20 protein-coding genes are annotated in these 19,705 nt (G+C 48.7%); 16 read left to right on the top strand and 4 right to left on the bottom strand.

Annotated elements, in window-relative coordinates; all coding sequences use genetic code 11:
* Positions 1–226: 226 nt before the first annotated feature.
* Entirely contained in the window at positions 227–1,786 is a 1,560-nt protein-coding gene (locus tag AOT11_RS13050; RefSeq protein WP_017421118.1) for a diguanylate cyclase domain-containing protein, read from the top strand.
* Positions 1,787–1,875: 89 nt separating this feature from the next.
* On the top strand, positions 1,876–2,406 hold the full coding sequence (locus AOT11_RS13055) for a 3'-5' exonuclease (protein ID WP_017421117.1): 531 nt from the start codon (positions 1,876–1,878) through the stop codon (positions 2,404–2,406).
* 96 nt (positions 2,407–2,502) lie between these two features.
* Here the strand turns inward: AOT11_RS13055 and AOT11_RS13060 are convergent, their stop codons facing one another.
* Positions 2,503–2,949 (bottom strand): tellurite resistance TerB family protein, encoded by a 447-nt coding sequence (locus AOT11_RS13060; RefSeq protein ID WP_026050548.1) that lies wholly within the window; start codon positions 2,947–2,949, stop codon positions 2,503–2,505.
* A 71-nt stretch (positions 2,950–3,020) separates the two neighbouring features.
* Positions 3,021–3,380 (bottom strand): VC1380 family protein, encoded by a 360-nt coding sequence (locus AOT11_RS13065; protein WP_017421115.1) that lies wholly within the window; start codon positions 3,378–3,380, stop codon positions 3,021–3,023.
* A gap of 118 nt (positions 3,381–3,498) precedes the next feature.
* On the opposite strand from AOT11_RS13065, the gene AOT11_RS13070 reads away from it, so the two are divergent.
* Positions 3,499–4,803 (top strand): MipA/OmpV family protein, encoded by a 1,305-nt coding sequence (locus tag AOT11_RS13070; RefSeq protein WP_017421114.1) that lies wholly within the window; start codon positions 3,499–3,501, stop codon positions 4,801–4,803.
* A 66-nt stretch (positions 4,804–4,869) separates the two neighbouring features.
* Here AOT11_RS13070 and AOT11_RS13075 read toward each other — a convergent pair whose 3' ends face one another.
* Both AOT11_RS13075 and AOT11_RS13080 read right to left on the bottom strand, forming a co-directional pair.
* A complete protein-coding gene (locus AOT11_RS13075; RefSeq protein WP_017421113.1) occupies positions 4,870–5,793 on the bottom strand; it encodes an Lcl C-terminal domain-containing protein in 924 nt (307 codons plus the stop codon).
* Positions 5,794–5,803: 10 nt separating this feature from the next.
* Positions 5,804–8,692 (bottom strand): DUF1566 domain-containing protein, encoded by a 2,889-nt coding sequence (locus tag AOT11_RS13080; RefSeq protein ID WP_017421112.1) that lies wholly within the window; start codon positions 8,690–8,692, stop codon positions 5,804–5,806.
* 248 nt (positions 8,693–8,940) lie between these two features.
* Here AOT11_RS13080 and AOT11_RS13085 point away from each other — a divergent pair, with 248 nt between their 5' ends.
* Genes AOT11_RS13085 through AOT11_RS13145 form a run of 13 tightly spaced genes read left to right on the top strand, consistent with a single transcriptional unit; the run spans position 8,941 to position 19,671 of the window.
* The gene (locus AOT11_RS13085; protein WP_017421111.1) at positions 8,941–9,117 is read left to right on the top strand and encodes a Flp family type IVb pilin; all 177 of its coding nucleotides are present in this window, start codon (positions 8,941–8,943) and stop codon (positions 9,115–9,117) included.
* Positions 9,118–9,119: 2 nt separating this feature from the next.
* Positions 9,120–9,551 carry a prepilin peptidase gene (locus AOT11_RS13090; RefSeq protein WP_017421110.1) on the top strand — a complete coding sequence of 144 codons (432 nt, stop codon included), beginning with the start codon at positions 9,120–9,122 and terminating at the stop codon, positions 9,549–9,551.
* A 15-nt stretch (positions 9,552–9,566) separates the two neighbouring features.
* Positions 9,567–10,406: a Flp pilus assembly protein CpaB gene (gene cpaB, locus AOT11_RS13095; protein WP_017421109.1), complete on the top strand. Its 840-nt coding sequence runs from the start codon at positions 9,567–9,569 to the stop codon at positions 10,404–10,406.
* Between the two features lie 2 nt (positions 10,407–10,408).
* Positions 10,409–11,800, top strand: a complete 1,392-nt coding sequence (locus AOT11_RS13100) for a type II and III secretion system protein family protein (protein WP_017421108.1) — start codon at positions 10,409–10,411, stop codon at positions 11,798–11,800.
* A gap of 17 nt (positions 11,801–11,817) precedes the next feature.
* Positions 11,818–12,387, top strand: coding sequence for a hypothetical protein (locus tag AOT11_RS13105; protein ID WP_017421107.1), 570 nt, complete (start codon positions 11,818–11,820; stop codon positions 12,385–12,387).
* A complete protein-coding gene (locus AOT11_RS13110) occupies positions 12,377–13,474 on the top strand; it encodes a CpaE/TadZ family protein (RefSeq protein ID WP_017421106.1) in 1,098 nt (365 codons plus the stop codon). Before AOT11_RS13105 ends, AOT11_RS13110 begins: the two co-directional genes overlap by 11 nt.
* The gene (locus tag AOT11_RS13115; protein WP_017421105.1) at positions 13,474–14,766 is read left to right on the top strand and encodes a CpaF family protein; all 1,293 of its coding nucleotides are present in this window, start codon (positions 13,474–13,476) and stop codon (positions 14,764–14,766) included. The genes AOT11_RS13110 and AOT11_RS13115 overlap by 1 nt, the downstream gene beginning before the upstream one ends.
* Positions 14,767–14,775: 9 nt before the next feature.
* A complete protein-coding gene (locus AOT11_RS13120) occupies positions 14,776–15,660 on the top strand; it encodes a type II secretion system F family protein (protein ID WP_017421104.1) in 885 nt (294 codons plus the stop codon).
* Positions 15,661–15,663: 3 nt separating this feature from the next.
* Positions 15,664–16,545, top strand: a complete 882-nt coding sequence (locus AOT11_RS13125) for a type II secretion system F family protein (RefSeq protein ID WP_017421103.1) — start codon at positions 15,664–15,666, stop codon at positions 16,543–16,545.
* A gap of 47 nt (positions 16,546–16,592) precedes the next feature.
* Positions 16,593–17,333 carry a tetratricopeptide repeat protein gene (locus tag AOT11_RS13130; protein WP_017421102.1) on the top strand — a complete coding sequence of 247 codons (741 nt, stop codon included), beginning with the start codon at positions 16,593–16,595 and terminating at the stop codon, positions 17,331–17,333.
* A complete protein-coding gene (locus tag AOT11_RS13135; RefSeq protein WP_017421101.1) occupies positions 17,330–17,797 on the top strand; it encodes a TadE family protein in 468 nt (155 codons plus the stop codon). Before AOT11_RS13130 ends, AOT11_RS13135 begins: the two co-directional genes overlap by 4 nt.
* Positions 17,784–18,272: a TadE/TadG family type IV pilus assembly protein gene (locus AOT11_RS13140; protein ID WP_026050551.1), complete on the top strand. Its 489-nt coding sequence runs from the start codon at positions 17,784–17,786 to the stop codon at positions 18,270–18,272. The genes AOT11_RS13135 and AOT11_RS13140 overlap by 14 nt, the downstream gene beginning before the upstream one ends.
* A 1-nt stretch (position 18,273) precedes the next feature.
* Positions 18,274–19,671, top strand: coding sequence for a VWA domain-containing protein (locus AOT11_RS13145; RefSeq protein WP_017421099.1), 1,398 nt, complete (start codon positions 18,274–18,276; stop codon positions 19,669–19,671).
* Positions 19,672–19,705: the final 34 nt, after the last annotated feature.

Consider the following 19,705-nt stretch of genomic DNA (forward strand, 5'->3'; position numbering starts at 1 on the left):
CGACATAGACGGGCGAATTTGCGATTTGCACCTAGTATTAGACGTAAAAATGGTGACGAATATTAGCATATTCAAGCTGCTAGGCTGCAATAAATGCGAGATTGAGGCAAAATTTAGGGCTTGATTGCTGAAAAAAACAACATAACCGACTGGTGTACGATTAATAAGCTTGATGTTTATACGGTTATCGTGTTTATTGGCGATCGATTCGGTGATATTGAATTAAATGGATTTGTTTGTGGGTCAACCTGTTTCTGTCTTTTCTCCCAAATGGTTGCGTAGGCATTCTGCCTCGCTTATCGCGTTTGTTGCGACGTTAGTTGTGACGGCAGTTTTCCTCTTTGTTGCCGCCAAAATTCAGCAGCGTTATACCACGACCATGTTTAACAACCTTGCACAGCGTCAAGCTGAATCATTGCGAGAGTTTGTGCAAAACGACTTGGATTATATAGGCTCGGGCGCTAATTTCTTTTACTCCGTTGCGCCGGAAGACTGGGAGCGCTTTGAAGTCTTCGCTCGCCACACTGTGGCATCTTCAAAGAGTTTGATCGGTTTGCAGTGGATGCAAAAAGTCTACCCCGAGCAGCTTGAGCAGCATATTGCCCATGTTAGAGAAACCTTTCCGAATTTCATCGTTTTCACCGTTCCTAAAGATGGCCCCAAGACCGAAGGGTACGTCTTTTCTGACGGGCGACCTATCTACATTGCCAGTGACATTTACCCACGAAGTGAAAAGAATATTGAACTGCTTGGCTTTTATTCGGCTCGAGTTCGTTTCGAGTTGATTCTGGACGATATTTTTAGCACTGGGCGGGCGAATGTTTCCGATAAAGTCCGTTTACTGCAAGATGGTTACGATCGCTCATTAGATAAAACGGGACTGTTGGTTTATCACCCTGTATTCGACCAGCGCCGCGAAACCTTACTTGGTGTTGTGGTGGGGGTGATTCGTAGTACGGTCTACTTTGAAGAACTGGTGACGAAAACCGCGACGGAACTTAGCCTAGTGGTAAGAGTGACAGATTTAGGCTTTGATGCTGAAGATGACCCTATCCTTTACCAGAGCCCTCACTGGTCAAACATTAAAGGCACCGTGGTGAGTAAAGTGGTGTCGTTGCCAAATCGTGACTGGCAAGTGGAGTTTAAGCTGGAAAGAAGCCTATCCAAGTGGGATCGTGCTGTGTTAATGGGGATCGTGGTTATCGGCCTCATCATGGCGTCTTTAGTGGCACACGTGGTGAACTTGCAAACTCGCGAGAAGCAACGCCTTAACTATATGCTCAACGAAAAAACCAAAGAGCTGCAGTTTATGGTGGATCATGATTCATTAACTCAATTGTTGAATCGCCGCGCGTTTCGCCACGATTTAACCGAGATGATTGATAAACAAGTACCATTTAGTTTGATCGGCTTTGATGTTGACCATTTCAAGCAGATCAATGACCAATATGGCCATTTAGGTGGGGACGAAGTCTTGGTTGAAGTGGCAAGGATGATCAGTGCCTTGCTGCAAGAGGGCGACCGTTTTTACCGTTTTGGTGGTGATGAATTTGGTATTCTCTCTTCGGTGACTCAACCAAAAGAGCTGTCGTGTTACCTTGAGTCGATTCGAGAGGGGATCGAAATAACGGCCTGCTATTATCAAGAAACCCCAATTCACTGCACGCTTAGTATAGGGGCCGCGATACATAAAGATGAGGACGTGGAAGAGTTGATACAAAGGATGGATATTCAGCTTTACCGAAGCAAAAACAAAGGGCGAAATTGCGTGACAATTGCAGGCTAATTAGACAAACGGTATGGCTTGAGTCGAGTTTCTGTTTTTATTGAGGTAAACTTCCGCGCTTTATTGGCTGGGAAACGAAAAGGCGATTTATGAACCACAACCGAATTGTTTGCTTTGATTTAGAAATGTGCTGCTGGAACGAAGATGGCGTAGGTCGCACAGGGGAAATCATTGAAATCGGTTTAGCAGAGATTGATTTGCTCAAAGGTGAAATCGTCAAGCGCGCTCAGTATTACGTTAAGCCCGAACACGATGAAGTGTCGCTATTTTGCGCTGAGTTGACAGGGATTACGCCACGTAAGATTGAAAAGCAGGGTAGGCCGCTGGCTGAAGTGATTAAGTCGATGATCAAGAACTTTGGTGGCAGCAATAAAATCTATGCCTCTTGGGGGCGTGATGACCGAATCCTTATGCAAGAATGCCAAGAAAAAGGCATAGATGCGCCATTCAATGAGTTCATTAATATTGCGACGTTGTACCGAATTCAAAATCGCTTGAAAGATAAGCGTATTGGTCATCGAGCTGCGCAAGAAGCCAAAGGCATAGAGTGGGAAGGGCGTCAACATTCTGGGTATGTGGATGCTTATAATCTCGCTAAACTGGCATTAACCATGTTCTAACGGGTGGATGGCCAAATACATCGTATCTGTAATAAAAAACGCGCCTCGGCGCGTTTTTTCGTTTTTCGTTGAGTTTGTTGTGACGTTATTAAAAAACTACTTATCGAGTACTTGCAGTTTGGCGCGTATAAAGTCGCTGTGGTCGACATAAAGCAGTTCAGCGGTTTTACGAATGACGGCGTCTTCCAGTGGGTCGATCTCGCCATCAGCGTGGGCAACTTCCCACATGCCTTTAATCAAATCAAAGCGGACTTCTTGAGACAACTCTCTAAGCTGAGAGGTGAAATCATACAAAGAGGCCGATTCAGCGACACCGCTTTGTGCTTGCGTAAGTAAGGCTTCTACTTGAGTATCGTCTAGATTGAGTAGGCGTTTGAGTAATTGCCTTTTAACGGCTTGCTCACGCTCATCGATTTGGTAATCGGCACCGGCGACTTCACAAAGTAGGCTCGCAATGGCCAAATTGGGGTTGGTCGCTTTGTGCTTACTGAGGTCAGAACCCTCAATAAGCTCCTTAAATAATGAAGTTAATACATTAAACATAGTGTTCACCGGCAAACGAGGTTAACTACAACATGAAGTCATTTACGCCATTTTACAAGGTGTGAGGAAGATTAATATCCATCACTGTCGTCGTTTTCTTCAAGAATTTCGATCACTTCAGAGCTTGAGAGCTCATGGCCTATCAGGAAGAGAGCCAACATAGCGTCGGCTTTGGTTTTTGTGTCACTGGCTTCATCGAGAATGTGTTCAAAGCGCTGTCTTATCATGGCAATTTCATGTTCAACAAAGCCACGACCCTCTTCATCGCCTTGGTTTTCCTCTGGAGCATTATCGAATTCAAGAAACAACAAATTATCGTCAAGGCGTGTATTTACCAACCTTTCTGGCAGCCATTCTTCTCCCATCACAACATCGGGATCGTAACCGTCTGGCAGGCTAAGGAGAAAAGTTTTCAGTTCTGAGGCTTTCACATTAAATTCAAATCAATGACAATATCTACTAATTGTAACGGCTAATTGATAATGAACATAAGAGCTTTTCTTCTGTTTGATGAATTAATCAGCGTAATTAACTGGAATTTAAACAAAAATGAAAAAGAAATGGCTGGCTTTAAGTCTAATTGTTGGCTTAGGTGGGACACAAAGCGCTTTGGCTGCAGAAGAGGAAAACTGGGGCATCGCCGCAATGTACCGCACAGCGTCGATTCCTTTTGATACGCAAGGAGGCGATCAAACCGTTAGTACCTTTGTACCGATGATGTTTTTTGACAATGAATATGTGTTCATTCGCGGCATCGAAGGGGGGGCGTACTTGTGGCAGTCAGAAGAGCAACAATTGCAATTTAATGCGCTGACGCGTCTACGTTTTATCGATATTCCCAAGATTGCACAAAACTCTATCGAAGGTGACAAAGCGGATTTCGGTGGACAATTGAAATATCAAATAGACGACCAGTGGCGTTTTGAAGTGGAGTTGATGTCTGACGACAGTTTCCGTTTTCACTCCAACTACCGCTTGGCTGCCAAATATGACTTTGGTGACTGGGAGCTAGAGCCTTCAGTCACGCTGCGCTACAAAGACGCTGATTTCAACAGTACTTACTATGCGTTTTCAGATGTCTCCAAACAGAACATTGGCGCCGGTGTGGACACCAATATCGCGTTAAAAGGCCGTTACCACGTTATTTCTAATCTTTACTTGCTCGGCCAAACCAGTATTACGCGTTTAGATAACAATGCTTACAACAGCGATGCGGTGGAAGATCGTTATGAGGGTGAGTTCTACGTTGGCTTTGGTTTCTTTAACGATAAAACCAAAGAACGAAAGTCTAACCTGAAAAACAAGCCGTATCTGCGTGTGGCGCACGGCTGGGGAACGCCGTCGAACATTGGTGAGATATTCAAATTTGAACGCGAAAAAGATCCTTACAATAACCAGCTAACGTCAGTGTTCTATGGCCATCCGTTGACAGATGAGTTGTTCGGACTGCCGCTAGACCTCTACTTGCATTCGGGCATCGCGCACCACTGGAGCTCAGAGGTGCAAAGCTCAAGTACAGAGACTGTGGTCTCTATCAAAGCGTATTACACCTTTAATTGGCCGACGCAATGGCGCTTTGGTGTGGCAGAAGGGATGTCTTATATCGACAACATCACCTATATCGAGAAGAGTGAAATGGAGCGTAAGGGTTATACCCCAAGCCATTTACTCAACTATCTCGACTTTTCATTTGATGTGAATGTGGGGGATTTGGTGGGTAAGAATGATTGGAAGAACGTCTGGTTTGGCTACTCTTTGCATCACCGCTCCGCGATCTTTGAGAAAGCCTCGCAGTTTGGTCGAATCAAAGGCGGCAGTAACTACAACACGGTCTACTTGCAGTTTGATTTTTAACTCCGGCCATTGAGCCATGGATGTCAAAAATAAGAAAGCAGGGGCACGAATGCCCCTGCTTTTATATTAGCGATTCTCGTGTGGTATCGCTCTGACCAATCGCACGTAGTATATCGACCAATTTTGTTGGCTTTGAATCGTGCGTAGTGAATAGTCGTAGTTCACGCTTAAGATGCTATCACTAGCAATTTCTAACTTCGGTACGTTTCTAAAAGAGATGGTCGCACCATTTTGAGTGGCATAAGCCTGATCCATTTTCGAGTAATGATTACTGTAGAAATTATTGAGGCTTTCTAACCCTAGCTCCTTATCTCCGAAGTGAGGAGAATTCCAGAATTTATAGTAACTTGTGCGCGCGTTTACCCATTCAGGTACATTCTCTCTTAACCAAGGTTCCAGTTTTTGAGAGACGTAGTGATGTGCCTCAAGTGTCCATTCGTCGTGGTTCAGGAGCTGCCTGCGTTTTTGCAGCCATTCTGCCATTTTTGCATCAACCTCTGAATCGGCTTCTCGGCGTTTTTGCAATAGCGCTAAGTTATCTTGATGGCGCTGATACAGAATGTCCATTTTCTCTTTGAAAGGGGCGACAGCTTGATAAATCTGCTCTAAATGCTCGGTTGTTTCCGTTAAGTGGAAGTAATCGGTATAAGTGCCATAGCGACAGCTCTGGTCGGAGATGGTAATAAGCTCTTGGGCATAAGGTAGTCGCCACGTTAGCGTGCTGTCCCCTTCAGCTTGATTGAAGGTCTCAATAAGCCCATCAAGATCCAAACGTTTTTCTTGAATCGCATCACCGATGCACTGTTCACCTTGCTGACCCATCGGGCACATCATCCACTGAAGCTCAGTTTTGTTGTCGTTGATCACCCAGTAGCTCGTACCTTGAAAGTCAATCATCGTTTTTTCAAAACGTCCTTCTTCTGGAAGGCATTGTGCAGAGACAGGAACGGAAAGCGCCGCTGCTAATGAAATGAGAAAAGTTGTTTTCATGTCTGCTTCCTTATTCCTGATCCACTTTTAATCCATCACTCACCAACATCACTTGATGAGGGGTGTTGATCTGCGAGATTTGTGTTCTCACATCGATGCTGGTCGTGCGAAGTAGATTGGCGTAGCCAGTCAGTGCTGGATTGTGCTCGCTCATCCACAACAAATTGCCATCTATGCTAGGGAAGTAATCATCATCAAAGTTCAACTGAGGTTTGCCTTTCAAAGTGAGAATATTGAGTGTTTCCTCGTAGGTCGGCAGCCTCCATTCGCTGATGCCACAGAGTTTGGATTCGTTGGCTCGCTGAACGAGCTGATTCACCGTACATTGATGCGCTTTATCCTGGCTATAAACGTCACCGTTAAGCGCGACACAGAAGCCGTTGTATTGGTCGTCACTCACCGCCAAGTTATCGCCATGCAGGTATCGATTGTCGATGCCATACCAGTGACGAATGCGATCGCCTTCCTCCATCTCACTGTTTGGCACAGCCCAAGTTCGGCCAGTTTTACTTTCCACGGTGCAGCTATGTGGTGTCGCAATATAAGGGAGATCTTGTCGAGCCAAGCGCTCGCCTTGCGCATCGATTTTGAGGAAGGAAAGGGATTGGTAACCATCGGCATTGGAGTTTCGTGCGTAACCACTCATCGGGTCGCAGCCAAAGTCTGAATCAAAATGATGTGAGTTGGTCAGCCCTGCGTCACCGATGCGAACGTTGAACTGAGCGCTTGGTGTCCCTTTATGAGCAATTTGGAAGTAATAACGAGTGAACTTAGTGAGCCCAGTTAACGTTGTTATGTTTTTTTCCGCTGTCGTTTGATTGGCAGCCTCGCTTAAGTTCGTGAATGGTTTGGTATCCCAGTGCAGCGTGTAACCGCTGTTGCCTTGTGGTTGCCACTCCAAGGTCAACCAGTCGTCACCGCGCCCACGAACGGCGATACCACGGATTTGGTCTTGCGCAAATTCGGTGCTGCAAATAGATTCCAAGCCGTTGATGGGTTCAGTGGGTAGCCAACTGGTGTTGCTATCCATGGCTGTGTTGAGCTCTGATGCCATCTTAGTGTCTGCTGGGAACTGGCTCAAATTGCTAAACGCTTGAGCGCTCCATTTCAACAAGTTGTTGATGGTGGTGTCGGTATCTTCCATATGATGCGCAACGTCTGAAATATTTTTCAGCAGTTGGATAACTTGAAACGGCTCAGGCAATAGGTTGCTTGTGCTATACATGCGGTATTGGGCGTTATAGTCCAAATCAAGCAGTTGTGCTGCGGTACGGAAAAAATCAGAAGCGTTGTCGATGGCGGGTAGCTTGTTGTTGTGCACCGATGCCATCTGCATCGCAACAATGGAACTCATCAGCTGCAACATTTCTGGTGTGTGTTTGGCAAACAGTGTATCGATCGCCGTTTGTTTCACAGGCTTCGCGTATTGACCGCCACCGTGATGCATCAATCCACTGCGCTCGGCTAATAGTGCATGCGCGTTGTTTTCAAATGAGATTTTTAAACGAGGGAACTCATCAGCAGTGACGATGCCATCTTGGTTCTTATCGATATCGGCACTTGCCAGTTCACAAAACGCGCCTAAGTAGGAGCGCATTTCCACCCCGCTGGCAGGATCGTAGGCGATCACCGTCAACAGATCTTGCATATTGTCGGTAGGATGGGCGCTTGGCTTGGTGAGATCTTCATTCTTGTCGTAATAAACGTAGACTTCATTGCCTGTTGGCTGACAAGCATCAAAGCCGTTGGCGGTGTCACGTAGAGTAAGGCGCAGCTCAAACTGACGATTCGCCCCCTCAATGGCAGTGTAGGATTTCACGGCGTCAGCGGGCGTGATAGGCAGCAGCAATGGACGCTTGGGTTTGAGCGGATTGTCATAGTGACTGCTTGCCAAAGGATCGTTAGGGTAGGAGCCAATTTGCAACGAGATTTGCGGGTTTTTCATGCCCGAAACGGTTTCGCCTTTCAAGACCAGTGTTCTGCTTGGATAAGAATTATCAAGCACTTCACGCAGCACATTGCTCTGTTCAACGGCGTGCATCTCGATCCATTTATCTTCGATACGTTTTTGCCAGCCATCAGCCAAAACAATCGCTTGGTTTTGAGCCATCTGCTCATAGACTGAACTCACCGCGTCGATCCAACGAGCGTCCTCAGTCAAAGGTGCAGCAATCGTTTCATGCTTGAGCAAGGCATCAATCAGAGACGCTTTTTCCATCTCTAGAGAAGAGAGTGCAACCTGTTTTTCGCTATCAAATGGATCGGAAATGGTGTGCAACAAGGCGGCGATCGCCATGATTTTCTCACGACCATGTTCGTTCATTAGCTCAAGTGCACTTCGCTCACCGCTGGGGTCGAGAGCAACAAACAACGAATTGGTTTGCGAGAATGTCAGTGGCAGCCATTCATCATGTGTGATGAAAGAGTCGCCGTTTTTGTCTGCGGCCAATAACGGTTTCTTAGCGCCAATCGCATTTCGATACAGCAGCACTTCGCGTATTGCGGTTTTCTCTGTGTTGGTGGTCGCGGTATTTGAAGTGCGATCCTCATTTGCAGATTCAAGCGGATAAACAACGCGGACGGCTTCAATGGTGAGGGGAAGCGCATCGCTCAGTTTGGCAGGATCCACCTCGAGCAGATAGCGAGGCTGATGCTCACCTGCGTGTCTTTTCGCGGTTGAGCGCGCCACAATCTCTTCGCCCGCCAGCAGCCTCACTTCCGTTGTGGTGGTTTCATGACTATTCAGTGGTGTCGCTTGGGAGGGGGTAACAAAACCCGTCAAGGTGACTTTCGTGGACGTTGCTGGGCTGGTTGCTGAACCGCCACCGTCGCCACCACCACATGCAGTCAACAGACCCGCAATGGTTGAGGCAACCAAACTCTTGGCAAATAAGCGCATTTTCACTCCTTATTGAAAAATTTGCTCGATAGATGAGAAGGGGAATGACGCCGTGATTTGAGTGAATGCTCTATTAATCAGATCAATGATCTAATTAATGGTAAAAATTCGATCAAAAACACTGGCAAAATGTCATTTTGTAAAATATTCATCGCTTTATTTGTTGCGCATAATAATATAAATGTTATCATTTGCAAATGATATTAATTCTCATAAACATTTACATGTTGTTTCAAAAAGGAGTAATGATGCTGAAACAATTCATTAACGATGAAAACGGCGCAACCGCGATTGAATATGGAATCCTTGCTGCCGGTCTTGCGGCTGGTGTGCTGGCTATTTTCGGCTCAGATGGGGTGTTTATTTCTGCGCTGAAAGAGAAGTTTCTTGGCATCGTTAACAGCCTGAACCCTGCAGGCGAGTAAACGTGAATCCAGAGATTGTCGCGATCAGTGCCTTATTGGTATTGCTGATGGTGGTCGTGCTTAGCGATGCGTTACAGCGAAAGATATACAACGCCAACATAGCGCTCTTGTTTTTGGTGGCGACTGGCTATCGTTTTATGCAGGGCTCACCGTTTTGGCTTGATGCCACTTTGTATGCCCTCATTGTCTGTGTCGTGGGGATGCTGCTTTGGCAATACGGCTTGCTCGGCGCGGGGGATGTGAAGTTAGCGGCAGTCTGTGCTTGGATTGTGTTCCCCCACTGGTTTGAGCTTGTTTTACTCAGTGCGTTTGGGGCAGGAATATTGGCGGTTTGGCAGTTGGCTCGCGCTTATTTTGCCACATCAAACGGGCATCAAGGGACGGTTCCACTTGGTGTTTCGATATCTGCTTCAACCGCTTACCTTATTTTATAAATTGGATTTTTCATCATGAGTCGTTGGTACATGGCTGTCTTTGCAGCTTTGTCTGTTGCCTTATTACTGGCGGGGTTTGTCTGGTTAGATACCTCCCAGCTCCACCAATCATCAAAACATCTGTCGCCTGTTGAGCGAAAAGCGCAAGTGCTGGTCTCCAGCCGAGCGTTGGCGATGGGATCATTTATCGAGCGAGAGAGCTTGGAGTGGAAAGAAGTCTCGCTGCAAGAACGAGAAACCTTGGGTGAGGTGTTTCTTCAGCCCGTGTTTGAGCTAGAACAGATCGCCGGCAGTGTGGCAGTGCAGTTTATTCCCGCCAATACGGTGTTATCTCCCGCCATGTTGTTGCGCCCAGAGCAATCGGATTTTCTGTCTGCACTGGTGAAACCAGGTATGAGAGCGATTTCGATTGAGCTTGACCCAATGGCGGCGGGCCTCGGCTTACTTCGTCCGGGAAACAAAGTGGATGTGCTGCTGACAAGCCAATCGGAAATCGACCAAGACGCCAACGGCACGCCGATATACAACAACATGGCTGTCGAAACGGTATTGCAAAACATTCATTTGCTCGCGATTGGTAATCAATATTCTACCCATCAAAAGCCAGAGAAAAGTGCCAAAAGTTATGATCCAACCTCAGTGACCTTCGAAGTATCACTTCAAGACGCAGAAAAATTGGTGTTGGCCAGCAAGCTCGGGGAGTTATCCCTGGTGTTACGCGGCAATCACGATCAAACCGAAGTGGCCAACAAACCGCTCAAGTGGGCCAAAGATATTTCGGGCGCGTATGACCTTGAGCAACAACCCACCCAGTCGGTGACGGTGATCCGCGGTAACGTGAAGGAGGGGCAGTAATCATGATGCACGTGGCTAAACAATGGTGGCTGGTTGCCGCTTTCACGCTGGTGGTGCCTTTCGCACAGGCGGCCAAAGAGATCACCTTAGAAGTGGGGCAAAGCCGACTCATCCCTCTGTCGAAAGAGATGCGCAGCGTCTACATCGTCGATTCAACCATTGCCGATGTCAAAACGCCGTCTGCACGCAGTGCGTTGGTATTTGGCGCGCAAGTGGGCAAAACCGACCTAGTGATTGTTGGCAAAGAAGGGGATGCTATTGCGCACTATCGTCTGAATGTGAAAAACAGTGGTTTGAGCCAATTGGAACGTCACCTTGAGATCTTATATCCCGCCTTCCGTATTAGCCTTCAATCGGTGGGCGATTCGATCGCCGTGGCCGGCACGGTAGCAAGCCCAGAAATGGCGGCGGATATTTTGAGTTTGGTGAACAATTTTGCGCTCGGGCAGATTGCAGACAAAGACCGTCTGAAAGAAATCACAGCGGAAGTGAGCCGTAAATCCGCCAACCAGCCAGAAGGGCCGGGTGGGCAGTCGGTGCTGCCTTTGGTGATCAATCAATTAAAAATCACTGCCGCACCTCAAGTGAACATTTCAATCCGTATGGTGGAGATGGCCAAGAGTACCAGTGAAGAACTGGGGATCCGCTGGCAATCGGTCAATCCGAATTGGATGCTGGGCGTGTCACCCGGTAACGAATTTGCCGCAGGACTGGATTTAACAGACCCCGATAATCTCATTAAAGAATCAGCGTTTATGGGCATCATCGATGCGCTGGCATCAAAGAGCCTCGTCAATGTGCTGGCTGAACCGAATCTCACGGCAAAATCGGGTGAAAAAGCCGAGTTTTTGGTGGGGGGAGAGTTTCCTTTCCCAAGCATCGATGGTGATTCGGTTGGTGTTGAGTTCAAGAGCTTTGGTGTGGGTCTTTCGGTGACCCCAACCGTGCTATCGGAAAATCGCATTTCGCTTACCGTGACACCGGTTGTCAGTGCGCTTAGCCGTCAAAACTCTATCAAAATTAATGGGGTTGATGTGCCGGGGCTGGATAAGCGAACCGCGACCACCACCATCGAGTTGGCTGATGGGCAAAGTTTTGCGTTGGCTGGGTTGCTAAGAACATCAGAAGAAAACTCCGTTGATGCCATTCCATTTTTGGGTGAGTTGCCAGGGGTTGGCGCGCTGTTTCGAACCAACAAGAGTAAACAGATTGAACGTGAACTGGTGATCATTGCCACGGCGAGTCTGGTTCAGCCGACGGGTGATCTCGAGTCCATACCGACACCTCTGGATAGCTTCCGCTCACCAACGCGTTTTGAACGCTTGCTCTTTGGTGAGTTAGAGGGAGAGGCAAACACACCAAAGTTGATTGGTGATTACGGCTATCGCTACTAACAGGATTTCACGACAACATGATTAACAAACGACCGCATCTATGGATGCTTTCAGCCGCGATGCTGTTCAACGTAGGGTGTACCTCAACGCCGAATCTATCCGAACAACGTGAACTGACGTTGAGCTCACACGACGCCGTTTTGCCCGCTTTGCAGCAGCTTTTACAGCCAACACAGCAAAGGGTTGAGCAAGGTGATGTCTCGGTATTGATTCGCACTCAGCAGGTGTCGCACAACAGCCTCGCCCAGTGGCAGCAGCAACTGAGTGAGTCACTCTCTTTGCCTGTGGATGTTCGCTGGCAGCAAGTGGATCAAACCGACATTGGGGTGAAGATTGACGTCGCTCTCATCCCAAAAACTTGCCGTTTTGAGCCGAATCTGGCGTTGAGCGAGGCGCAGTGTCGCCACAAACGTCGCCTACAAATGTCAATGGCCAATCAGCAGCATTATCGTCAAGGGGCACCGCTTTTGATTACCGAAAGCAGCTTGGAAGTGGGGGCCGTGGAGCGTTTGCGCCAAGGTAACGTCAGAATTGCCGAAGACCCAGCGAAGATCACCGATGGTTCAGGAGGTGAAAGTGGAAACTAAGCGTCAATCGATGATGGTGTTTGCCCAAAAAGGCGAGCAACTGAGCGTGATTGAGTCGGTGGTGGATCGCATCGCACAACTTGATTGCCAAATTCACACGCAAAGCCTGAGCGCAGCGATTAAGTATTTGGCGCAGCGCCAATGTGGCGACATTTTACTTTTGCAGGTGCAACGTGATGAGTTGCAACGCTTGACTGAACTGGCCAAAGTGACGCCTCCGGGCTGCCAAGTGATTCTCTTCGGCGAGGAAATTTCCTTGTCGGAATATCGTCATCTGATGCAGATGGGCATCGCGGATTACCTTGCATTACCACTGGATCCCACAGCGCTGCACAAGAGTTTGTTGCACCTTTTAGGGGTGCATGCACAGAAAGGTTTTCAGCAAGGGCAAGTCTATTTGGTGAGTGGTACCAGCGGTGGTGTCGGAACGTCGACTGTTGCGGCTAATTTAGCCGTTGAGTTGGCTAAGCATCGTTCTGTCGCGTTAGTCGACTTTAACCTCAACTTTACTCAGCACCCGATTTTGCTGGGGGTGGAATATCAGCCAACCCTTCATCGCTTAGTGAATGAAGTGGAACGCGTTGATTCGGTGCTGATTCAGCAATTTGGTCAAAATGTGGGCCACCAGTTGAGCCTGTTTTATACAGAGGAGCAGGAGGAGTTATCTGTGCAACAGCGAATCAATGTCGTCAATAAGTTAAAACAGCAATTTGCTTATGTGATTTTGGATGTGCCTCATTATCTTATTGAAAGTGTAGAGGATCTCATGCTGTCGGCGGACAACTTCTTACTGGTACACGATTTCTCACTGCAAGCGGGTCGCCGAGCCGATGGTATTTTGTCGAAACTCGAAGGGTATCTGCACCATGTGCATCTGGTTGGGAATCAGAGCCGCGCCAAAGCGCATAAGCCTTGGAGCGAAAAACAGTTGTTTGAAGCGTGGTCAATCACACAATTTAGTGATCTGCCATTCGATAGCAAAGCGGTGCAAGCGGCAGAGCACAACGGCGAACCTTTGGTAAAACGCGGAGGTAAGTTGGCCAAAGCGATTGGCAAACTAAAAACACGCCTAGCGGGGATCGCCTAATGTTTGGTCACAAAACTCAACTGGTGCATGCCTCCCGAGGTAACCCACTCGTCATGCCTGAAGCCGCGCAAGCGGCTTTTGAAAAGCTGATTGAGCCCTCAGAAGCCGTAAAACTCAGCCGAGCTCAACTGCAGCAAGAGATTAAGAAAGCCGTTGGCCAAATGTCAGCGCAACAGTTGCTGCCTTACAACCAAAGTGAGTTGGCGGTGCTGGTGGAGCAGCTGTGTGACGACATGTTGGGTGTGGGCCCGATTCAATGTTTGGTCGAAGATCCGTCCGTGAGCGACATTCTTGTCAATGGACCAGAGCAAATCTACATTGAGCGTCATGGCAAGCTGTTGAAAACCGATATTCGTTTTCGCGACAAAAAGCACTTGCTCAATGTCGCGCAGCGAATCGTAAACGCCGTTGGCCGTCGTTTAGATGAATCCACCCCGTTAGTGGATGCACGTTTGGAAGATGGCAGCCGCGTTAACATCATCGCACCACCACTTGCGCTAAATGGCGTGTGTATCTCAATTCGTAAATTTCCTGAACGTCAGTACGATCTTCCCGGTTTGGTTGCCTTTGGCAGTATGAGCGAAGAGATGGCGGAATGCCTTGCGTTAGCGGCACGTTGTCGTTTTAACATCTTGGTGTCTGGCGGAACGGGGGCGGGTAAAACCACCTTGCTCAACGCCATGAGCACGCCCATTAGTGAAGATGAACGCATTATCACGATAGAAGATGCGGCTGAGTTGTCACTCACTCAACCTCACTGGATTCAGCTTGAAACGCGAACCGCCAGCTCTGAAGGCACTGGGGCTGTAACCGTGCGAGATTTGGTCAAAAATGCCCTGCGAATGCGACCTGATCGCATCATTTTGGGCGAAGTTCGTGGTGCTGAAGCCTTTGACATGTTGCAAGCGATGAATACCGGCCATGATGGTTCCTTATGTACCTTGCACGCAAACTCACCAGCAGACGCGATGTTGCGTTTGGAGAACATGTTGATGATGGGGGCAGAGCAGATCCCATCAGCGGTTTTGCGTCAGCAAATCAGTTCAGCGTTGGATTTGGTCGTGCAGCTTGAACGCTCGCACGATGGTAAACGCCGTGTCACTGCGATTTCCGCTGTTGGCGGGCTGGAAGAGGGGCAGATCGCCATCCATCCCCTGTTTGACTATCGCCTTGATGAAGAAGGGCGCGGTGATTACCACCAAGGCATCTTGCCGCAAGGCGTGATTGAACGAGCTCGTCACTTCGCGTTGGATAAAGCGTGGTTAAGCTTGTTTTCAACCGTAGGGGGTTAAGAGAGCACCATGCTTTGGCTATTGTTTTTGTTCATTTGGCTCGCGATGGGCGCATTGATCATGCGAGCGCGTCGCGTTGAAGCGAAGCGTGAGAAACAGCGTGAACGTTATCTTAAACCGTTGGCGGTGATGGAGAAAAAGCGACCGCAATGGCTGGCATTTTACAGTCGTATCGAAACCTTGATCGGTGCGGCGCGGTTACAAAAGTACCGCTTGTACTTGGTCGTGGCGACCACTGGGCTATTTGTTACCTTGCTCTCACAAGGCATGGCAGCATCGACAGCCTTACTTTTAGTCAGCGTCATGGCGGTGTTGGTGACGGTGTTGGCGCTTCGCCATTTTGAGCAGATTGCCATCAGCGAGTTCAACGCGCAAATGCCCGATATCATCGACAGTATGGAGCGGGCGGTCAAAGTGGGCGCGCCCTTGCACGACATCTTTTTTGCCCTCTCAGAGCAATATCAAGGCAGTGCTAAACGTCTGTTTATGGCGATGCATGATCGCCTTAAGTTGGGTCATAGTGTCGAAAGAGTGATGCACTTCGCCGCGCTGCAGATGCCAAGCCAAGAGTTTCGCTTTCTGACCACTCTGCTGAGTTTGCAAAGTGAAACTGGGGGGAAGTTATCTCATATGCTCAAGCAACTTGGTCAAACGCTGCGTGAGCGCAGTTTGATGGAAAGCCGCGTGCGAACCATCACGTCGGAATCTCGGACGTCCGCCAAGGTGCTGGCGATCTTACCGCCCGCCTTGATTGGCGTGCTGTATGGTTCTGCTAAGGAACATTTTGATTACCTACTGCGTGACGGTACTGGCCAATGGATTCTGCTCTACGTGGTGCTCAGTGTTACCAGCGGCTTGCTGCTGATTCGTCAACTGACCAAATTCAAGGGGTAAAAGATGGAGCTTGCACAAATCATCGTGATGCTCAGTGCGTTGATGTTATTGGCTATGGCGGTTGTCGCATGGCAAAACACCCACCAACGTAAGCGTCGTGAGGCACGTCTAACGCGTTACATCAAACGAAAAGAGGCGGTTGTTCAACAGGATAATGCGTTGATGCACAACTGGGTAACACACAATGAAAAAGCGCGTTTAAGCCGTTTGCTTGCCAACGCGGGGTTTCATAAGCCGCAAGCGTTAACATGGCTTTTGTTGGCGAAGTTTGGTTCCGGTGTGATGGTGGCGGCGATGTTGTTGGGGCGCCAGGCATTGAATGGCGAAGCGATCATCAGCATGTGGTCACTGACCTTGGTCTTGGTCGGTTATGTGTTGGGCGCGAATGGCCCTGAGTGGTGGTTGAACCTCAATGCGGATCGTTACCGGAAAAAGCTCAAGCAGTCCGCCCCCGACGCGATTGATCTGTTGGTGTTGTGTGTAGAGTCTGGCTTGTCATTGAATCGGGCATTTGAGCGTGTTGCGCGATACTTGCAAGGTCAGCATAGTGCAATGGCTGAACAGTTTCGCGTCACATCTGCTGAGCTTGATCTGCTTAATGACCGGACTCAAGCGTTGAACAACTTAAGTTGGCGAACGGGCATTCCAGAGCTGCATACCTTGGCGACCACCTTAACAATGGCAGAAAAATATGGTTCACCTTTGGCGGACACACTCAGACAAATCAGTGAAGACGCTCGTCGACAAAGAGCACTGGATATCGAGGAAAAAGCCGGCAAGTTGCCTGGAAAGATCACCTTAATCCAGATGACCATGATCATGTTACCGATGTTGGTGATGGTGATATCACCGATTCTCTCCCAGCTATTAACCAGTTTGGCATAACCATCAGTTAGGGCAGCGGTGCTGCGCTGCCCATTTAGGAATCCCCCATGAAATTTGCCTACAAACTCCTTGTATCAATGTTTGCCCTTTTGCTTGTGGGGTGCGCTGCGCCATCTTCACAGCCGAGTGCAGAATCGCTCAACAGCCTAGCGGATACGGCGTTTGAATACGCCCGTTACGATTCGGCTAAAAATAAATACCAACAAGTGCTAGAGATTTACCCCGAGGAAGTCCACGCACGCTTGATGCTCGCTCGCATTGACCTGCTGGAAGACAGGCCACATGCAGCGCAAGCTCAGTTGCAGCAATTGTTGCTAGAAAAATCAGACAATGCCGCCGAAGCCGCATTCATATTGGGCCGCCACTATCTCAACCAAGGCGAACTTCTTCAAGCCAGTAACTATTTGCAGCAAGGCTTAGGCTTTGATGAGCAACATGCAGGCCTGCACAACTTATTGGCCATCACCAAAGACGAACAACAGTTCACCGAGCAAGCGGAGAAGCATTTTCTGCGTGCAATTGAGCTGGAGCCTGACAGCAAAAGCTTTCGCGTTAACCTCTCATTTCACTACCTGCTTAAAGGGAAGTTCAAACTTGCACAATCGCAGTTGCAGCCCTTGATTAAGGGGAATCGTGTACCGGATTTTGTCACGCAGCATTATGCCTTAGTGTTGTTGGCACAAGATGAGGAACAACAAGCCTTTGAGTTGCTCACTCACAGCATGTCATCGCAACAAGCGGAGCATGATATTGCGCTCCTTAAGCAGCAGTTGAGCCGATTGCAATGAAAGGTCACAAAGGTCAAATAGGCAGTGTCAGTGTCGAAGCCGCGCTGATCATGCCGGTTTTGCTCGCCCTAGTGGTGCTGTTTTTTGAAGTGGGACGGGTGCAGTGGCATTTTTCTGCGCTTGACCATGCGATTCAGCAGGCGAGGCGCGCAACTCAACTGAAACAGGTCGCGGACCCAAATGCGCTAATTGAGCACTTTTCACAACAGCTCCAGCTGCACAGTTCGGATTTGGCTCGCCATGCCAATATCGAACCCCAACTGTTTGCCTCAATCGCTCAGTGGCTTGGTGCCGCGCAGAGAGAAACGGTGCAACAGGGGCAGTTGCAGCATGGGGTTATCGTCATTACGGTTTCTCTCGAGCTGCCTCCGTTAGCCATTCCCCTATTAACGGATCAAGAGATGGTCTATCGCTACCGCAATCACATTGCCTTAATACCGGAGAAAGCATTTGAAACTGATTAAGAATGCCCAGCGCAGAATGCAATCGGGCAGTGTGGCGATTGAAGCGCTGATGTTTGTTCCTCTTCTTCTGCTTATGGTGCTGGCTTTTATGGACCTCACCATGTTGATACGCAGTAACGATAAAGTGCAAGAGATCAGCCATACCTTAGTTCGAGCTGTCTCTATGCAAGATATTCAAGATGGAAACGAGCTGCGCGTGTGGATTCCTGCCTACTTGCAACAAGCCGAGCAATTGATGGCAAAGCCAGGTTCTGTGCTGGGGGTGAATGTTCAGTTCCTCTCTGAGCAAAATACGTTTGCAGCGGCAGAAGGGGCGTGCCAACCCCCTCAAGCTGAGTTTGAGTTAAGCGAGGTGGACCTTTGGCTGGTCAGTGTCTGTTATCAGCCAGCACCAAAACAGCTTTTATCCCATTGGTGGGTGCTCTTTTCTGAGCAACAAGCCCTCGTTAGCCATGCGATTTACAAAAGGAGATAGGATGCGCAAGCAAGCTGGCGGTATTTCCGTCTTTATGCTGGTGATGTTAGTGAGCATGTTGGTGTTTGCCGCCTGGGTGACGGATGTGATGCGTATTTACAGCGTGCACAACCAAGTCGCCAACGCTACGGATGCGGCACTCGCCTCCGCGATTATTAGCGAAGTGCCAGAAGCGACCGCTGTTGAACTACTGAATGCAAACCTCAGTTCAGGTGCTGCGAGCCCCTTTATGCAAGACGTTCGTCTGACACATCAGCGCGATGAACAAGAAGAAAACTTACAAGTAGAGCTCGATTTTGTGCCCAACTCACTCAATGTCGCTGCCTCCGAAATTGTGCCAATTTCAGCTCATGCCAAAGCCGGTGTAAGCAGCAATAAAGCGGAAATTGTCTTTATGCTGGATGTTTCAAACTCCATGTCCGGCGAGCCGATGGCAAAAACCAAAGAAGCGTTGCTGGCCTTTGCTGATAAGCTGTATTCGCGAGGCAATCGCAATCAAAATTACGTGGTGAGCATCGTGCCCGCTTCAGGGAATGTGAACACTGGCCCAATGGAGGAGATCTATCTTGGCGCTTTTCGCCGCCACAATCATGCACAAGTCAAACGAGAAAATGGTTGGAGTGACATGTTTGACCGAGGCAACGGCCGTGCGCCTGCGGTACCTGGGAGGAAACGCAATGCCATGTGTCGCGATTTGGAGTACGAGGGGAACAATCCGGGCACACTCGGTTTGCGCTATTTCCGCAATTTGGAGAAGCAGCCTCAGTTCGCAAACAACAACTCCAAGCGGATAATTCGCCCCATGCACAAACCGGCGGTCTCGGTTTTTGACGATGGCACGCCGTTGGATCCCGCTGTCTATCCATCAACCAACACGCGTGAGAACTATCGACCGTTTCATGAAGACAAGGCGATTTTTGATGACATTGAATGTCATGTGAACCCGATTGTGCCTTTTATTACCGAGCGGAGGCACTTTGAATCCACGGTTCAGCGTTTAGTCCCAGGCATGAACACCAATAATGCGGAAGGAATGGTCTGGGCGATGCGCCTTTTGTCGCCGTATTGGCAGGGGATTTGGGATGCTTCTCGCCCGCAGTTGCCCCGGCATTACGGTGATGAAAATAGCAGTAAGTACTTGGTGATGTTCTCCGATGGCAACCATTTAATCGACCCTGCGTTTCGCGATAAAAAAATGAAATTGATTTGTACCCAGCTCAAGCAACCGGGTCGTGATGTAAAAGTCATCACCATCAATTTTGGAGGTGCGGCAAGTCAGCGCTTGATGCAGTCGTGCGCGTCTGGGCCGGAGTTTTATCATGTGGCGAGTTTGTTTAGTGTAGAGCGCGTGTTTGAGCAGATCGCCGATCAAGTGATCAGCAGTTCGTTGATCGAGTAACGCAAGGGTAGAAACGTGATGAAAAAAGCCCTCA

Source organism: Vibrio vulnificus NBRC 15645 = ATCC 27562, assembly GCF_002224265.1.
Classification (GTDB): domain Bacteria; phylum Pseudomonadota; class Gammaproteobacteria; order Enterobacterales; family Vibrionaceae; genus Vibrio; species Vibrio vulnificus.

What these genes read in the sequence shown, in the direction of transcription:
- AOT11_RS13050 (WP_017421118.1), top strand. Translation starts at nt 227, where the DNA reads ATGGATTTGTTTGTGGGTCAACCTGTTTCTGTCTTTTCTCCCAAATGG.
- AOT11_RS13055 (WP_017421117.1), top strand. Translation starts at nt 1,876, where the DNA reads ATGAACCACAACCGAATTGTTTGCTTTGATTTAGAAATGTGCTGCTGG.
- AOT11_RS13060 (WP_026050548.1), bottom strand. Translation starts at nt 2,949, where the DNA reads ATGTTTAATGTATTAACTTCATTATTTAAGGAGCTTATTGAGGGTTCT.
- AOT11_RS13070 (WP_017421114.1), top strand. Translation starts at nt 3,499, where the DNA reads ATGAAAAAGAAATGGCTGGCTTTAAGTCTAATTGTTGGCTTAGGTGGG.
- AOT11_RS13075 (WP_017421113.1), bottom strand. Translation starts at nt 5,793, where the DNA reads ATGAAAACAACTTTTCTCATTTCATTAGCAGCGGCGCTTTCCGTTCCT.
- AOT11_RS13080 (WP_017421112.1), bottom strand. Translation starts at nt 8,692, where the DNA reads ATGCGCTTATTTGCCAAGAGTTTGGTTGCCTCAACCATTGCGGGTCTG.
- AOT11_RS13085 (WP_017421111.1), top strand. Translation starts at nt 8,941, where the DNA reads ATGCTGAAACAATTCATTAACGATGAAAACGGCGCAACCGCGATTGAA.
- cpaB (WP_017421109.1), top strand. Translation starts at nt 9,567, where the DNA reads ATGAGTCGTTGGTACATGGCTGTCTTTGCAGCTTTGTCTGTTGCCTTA.
- AOT11_RS13100 (WP_017421108.1), top strand. Translation starts at nt 10,409, where the DNA reads ATGATGCACGTGGCTAAACAATGGTGGCTGGTTGCCGCTTTCACGCTG.
- AOT11_RS13105 (WP_017421107.1), top strand. Translation starts at nt 11,818, where the DNA reads ATGATTAACAAACGACCGCATCTATGGATGCTTTCAGCCGCGATGCTG.
- AOT11_RS13115 (WP_017421105.1), top strand. Translation starts at nt 13,474, where the DNA reads ATGTTTGGTCACAAAACTCAACTGGTGCATGCCTCCCGAGGTAACCCA.
- AOT11_RS13120 (WP_017421104.1), top strand. Translation starts at nt 14,776, where the DNA reads ATGCTTTGGCTATTGTTTTTGTTCATTTGGCTCGCGATGGGCGCATTG.
- AOT11_RS13125 (WP_017421103.1), top strand. Translation starts at nt 15,664, where the DNA reads ATGGAGCTTGCACAAATCATCGTGATGCTCAGTGCGTTGATGTTATTG.
- AOT11_RS13130 (WP_017421102.1), top strand. Translation starts at nt 16,593, where the DNA reads ATGAAATTTGCCTACAAACTCCTTGTATCAATGTTTGCCCTTTTGCTT.
- AOT11_RS13135 (WP_017421101.1), top strand. Translation starts at nt 17,330, where the DNA reads ATGAAAGGTCACAAAGGTCAAATAGGCAGTGTCAGTGTCGAAGCCGCG.
- AOT11_RS13145 (WP_017421099.1), top strand. Translation starts at nt 18,274, where the DNA reads ATGCGCAAGCAAGCTGGCGGTATTTCCGTCTTTATGCTGGTGATGTTA.